This window comes from Aeromonas sp. 159 (assembly GCF_963862045.1).
Classification (GTDB): Bacteria; Pseudomonadota; Gammaproteobacteria; order Enterobacterales; family Aeromonadaceae; genus Aeromonas; species Aeromonas veronii.
The window spans coordinates 1-2314 of the sequence record NZ_CAWLMI010000098.1 but is presented as its reverse complement, the minus strand read 5'-3'; the positions used below and the strand labels follow the sequence as shown (position 1 = coordinate 2314).

At 56.1% G+C, this 2314-nt stretch carries 2 protein-coding genes and 1 pseudogene; 2 read left to right on the top strand and 1 reads right to left on the bottom strand.

The window, feature by feature from the left end; all coding sequences use genetic code 11:
- Positions 1-115 precede the first annotated feature (115 nt).
- Positions 116-625, top strand: a complete 510-nt coding sequence (locus AACR14_RS15575; protein ID WP_026035126.1) for a VC2046/SO_2500 family protein — start codon at positions 116-118, stop codon at positions 623-625.
- 111 nt (positions 626-736) lie between these two features.
- On the opposite strand, the gene hpf is transcribed toward AACR14_RS15575, so the two are convergent.
- The gene (gene hpf / locus AACR14_RS15570; RefSeq protein WP_005334257.1) at positions 737-1075 is read right to left on the bottom strand and encodes a ribosome hibernation-promoting factor, HPF/YfiA family; all 339 of its coding nucleotides are present in this window, start codon (positions 1073-1075) and stop codon (positions 737-739) included.
- Between the two features lie 368 nt (positions 1076-1443).
- Here hpf and AACR14_RS15565 point away from each other — a divergent pair.
- Positions 1444-2314: pseudogene (locus AACR14_RS15565) on the top strand (GGDEF domain-containing protein); the annotation flags it as partial.

Below are 2314 nucleotides of genomic sequence, written 5' to 3'. Positions count from 1 at the left end.
AGGCGCATACTAACAGATCTTCCGGTTTTGTGAACCCCCAAGTAGGATTTTTCCATTAAAAGAATTGGATTTGTGGCCGATAACCAGTGAAATCGCCATTTTCGAGAGTTATCTCATGCTGCCCAGTTCAATCCGTAATCACCTGCTCGTTGATGAGGGCCAGTTGGGGCAGCGCCTCAACCGTGACCTGCAGCATGGCGATCGGGCTGATTTCCGGTTGCATCTCGCCCTGCTGACCGATGCGGTGGAGGAACAGCCCTGGTTTGATGCCAAACCGGCGGCCACTCCCCAGAGCCGTGACTGGCGTCTGCACTTTGCGCTGAGACCGGCAGAGGTGCTGGTGGCTGAAGGGGCGGGGAGTGACTGCAGTGCCATCAATGAGCGGTTGCAGCAAGGGGGAAGCATGGTGGATGTGCGGCTCTGGCTGGCGCTGCAAACACCGCCGCTGGCGGTCAAACAGCCGCTGATGGATGAGGCTGTCTACGACAACCTGTCACCGCTGGCGCGGGAGCGGTTGCAAGGAAAGCTGGCCGATATGCCACGCCAGGAGGACCCGCTGGTATTGCTGCCGATCCTCGATCGTTTGCAACAGGGGGTGGATACCCGGTTGCATTGGCTCAGTTGATGGCGCCTGTTCACTGGTGTAACGCGATGTTTGTCGGCAAATCACAGGCAACAAAAAGGCGGGTGATCCCGCCTTTATGCTCTTTAGAATTTTTAGCCTTGCGGCATGCAATCAAGCGTCAGCTTCATCCGGTTGTGGCTGCTCTTTGAGCGCGGCATTGGCACGACGGGCAATCGGCTTTTCGGTGTGACGGTTGAGTTGGCGCTCCAGTTTTTGCCCCAGTTCGTTGATGGCGGCGTAGAGATCCTCATGCTCTGCTTGGGCAAACAGTTTGCCGTTGGGGATGCCAGCACTGGCTTCGACAGTGAACATCAGACGCTCTTTGGAAACAATCACATGGGGTGTGATGAGAGGCACCTGAAGACGTTCGAGCTTTTCAAAACGGGATTCGATGCGCTCGCGGATAGCCGGGGTGATGTCGATGATTTTGCTGGTAATTTCGATTTTCATATTGGCCCCCTTCGGGTCGTCTTGCTTGTGTCTTCACCTTCAGATTACTCATTGGTAAAGATTGAAATGTGATCCATGTCACATAACCTTCCCTTGGCTATTCAGCAACTTATAAATTGTGATCTTTTCCGGTTTCGTGCCAAAAACAGCTTGAGCTCCATGAAACTGGCAGGCAGTATGACGGGAATAGGATCGTTTCTGTCCCTTCTTGGCAGCACTTCGTGTCGACCTCATGTCCGGTTTCCACTGCTTGATATCGCATGTTTGTACTCTTCCCTCGCAACCTCTGATCTGATGAGCGGATGCAGGGGGCGTTGCTATGCCTGATTGGACATCAAACGTGGTTGGTTGTTGTGTTGGAGTGGTAAATGAAGCAGCAGGCCACGCAAGTCATGTGGTTTTTCGATCGGCAACATGATCAGTGGAGTCTCTCTGATCAGGGGGCCTACCAGCAGTGGCAAGGGGAGGGCAATCATCCCTGGGCCGCTCGCCTGTTACCGGAAGATGAGGCAGGTTTTGCCGATTTTCTTGTCCGGCTTCATGAATCGCATCTGCCCGAGCAGTTTATCGGCCATCTGAAAGATGATCAGGGGCAGCTCAACCATGTGCTCTGGAGCGGCCAGTTTGTGCCCACCCAGCAGATCTGCTGTGGCTGGCTGGCCCCTCTTGATACCGCCAACAGGGCGGTCTCCTCCCTCAATCTCTCTTTGCCGTTGCTGCAAACCACCCTGCTCACCCAGTTGGCGCAGGCGCTCTCTGCCCGCACCGGGCTCGATTTCTTCAATACCCTGGTCAGCCAGCTGGCCCATATCCTCAAGGTGGATGCGGTCTGGGTGGGTGAGTTGTGCGGTGCCGACCGGGTCAAAGTGCTGGCCGCCGACGGGCTGGCGCAGAAGGACTATCCGCTGGCGGGCTCCCCCTGTCAGGAGCTCTACAAGCAAGGGGCCATCTGTTTCGAGGTGATCGACGAGTCGCAGGAGTATCAACCCTGGCTGGCGGCCGGGCAGACTTATTATGGTCAGCCGCTATTTGATGCCAGAGGCCAACTTCTGGGCCATCTGGCGCTGCTCTATTCGGCTCCGGCAGATACCAGCAACCTCACCTCGGTGCTCAATACCTTCTCGGTACGGATGGTGGCCGAGCTGGAGCGCCTGCAATCCGATGCCCAGATGCGCCTCTCTGCCGTCGCATTCGAGACCCACGAAGGGATCATCATCACGGATCCGGGGTTCAAGATCC

What these genes read in the sequence shown, in the direction of transcription:
- AACR14_RS15575 (WP_026035126.1), top strand. Translation starts at nt 116, where the DNA reads ATGCTGCCCAGTTCAATCCGTAATCACCTGCTCGTTGATGAGGGCCAG.
- hpf (WP_005334257.1), bottom strand. Translation starts at nt 1,075, where the DNA reads ATGAAAATCGAAATTACCAGCAAAATCATCGACATCACCCCGGCTATC.